Annotated in this window: 1 pseudogene; it reads left to right on the plus strand. The window is 70.8% G+C overall.

Features of this window, described 5'->3' with window-relative positions:
- Positions 1-548, plus strand: a pseudogene (locus AC1DHL_RS29735) (heavy metal sensor histidine kinase); the annotation flags it as partial.

Genomic DNA, 548 nt, shown 5'->3' on the forward strand with positions numbered 1-548 from the left:
GGCCTATGGCCTGACCACGGCGCTGATCCTGGTCGGCGTGGCCGCCTACCTCTCCAGCGCGCTCGACAGCCAGCTCCAGGCGCGCGACGAGAGCGAACTGGTTGGCGAGATCCTGCTCGTGCGCCACTTGCTGCGCGAGGTGGGCGACGAAGCCGATATCCGTGCCGACACCCACCGCTTTGCCGATATCGCCATGGGCCATGAGGGCCTGATCCTCGTGGTGCGCACGCGGCAGGGCGAGCCGCTGATCACGCTGAATCCGCGCAACGAGTCGGTGCCGCCGCTGCGCGTGCTGCCGGCTAACGCCGCGCCGGACAAGGGCATGCTCCAGACCTGGTATCCGCGCAACGGCGTGCCGTCGCGCGGCATGGCGGCGCTGGGCGTGCTGGGCAATACCGACCGCGCCGTGGAGATCATCGTGCTCAGCGATGCCGGCTACCGCGTGGCGCTGATGAGCGAATACCGCAGCCAGCTACTGGGCGCGGTGCTGTGCGGCGCGCTGGTGGCGGCGGCGCTGGGCTACCTGCTGGCGCGCCGGGGCCTAAGGC

Source organism: Variovorax sp. 10L426 (assembly GCF_056395305.1).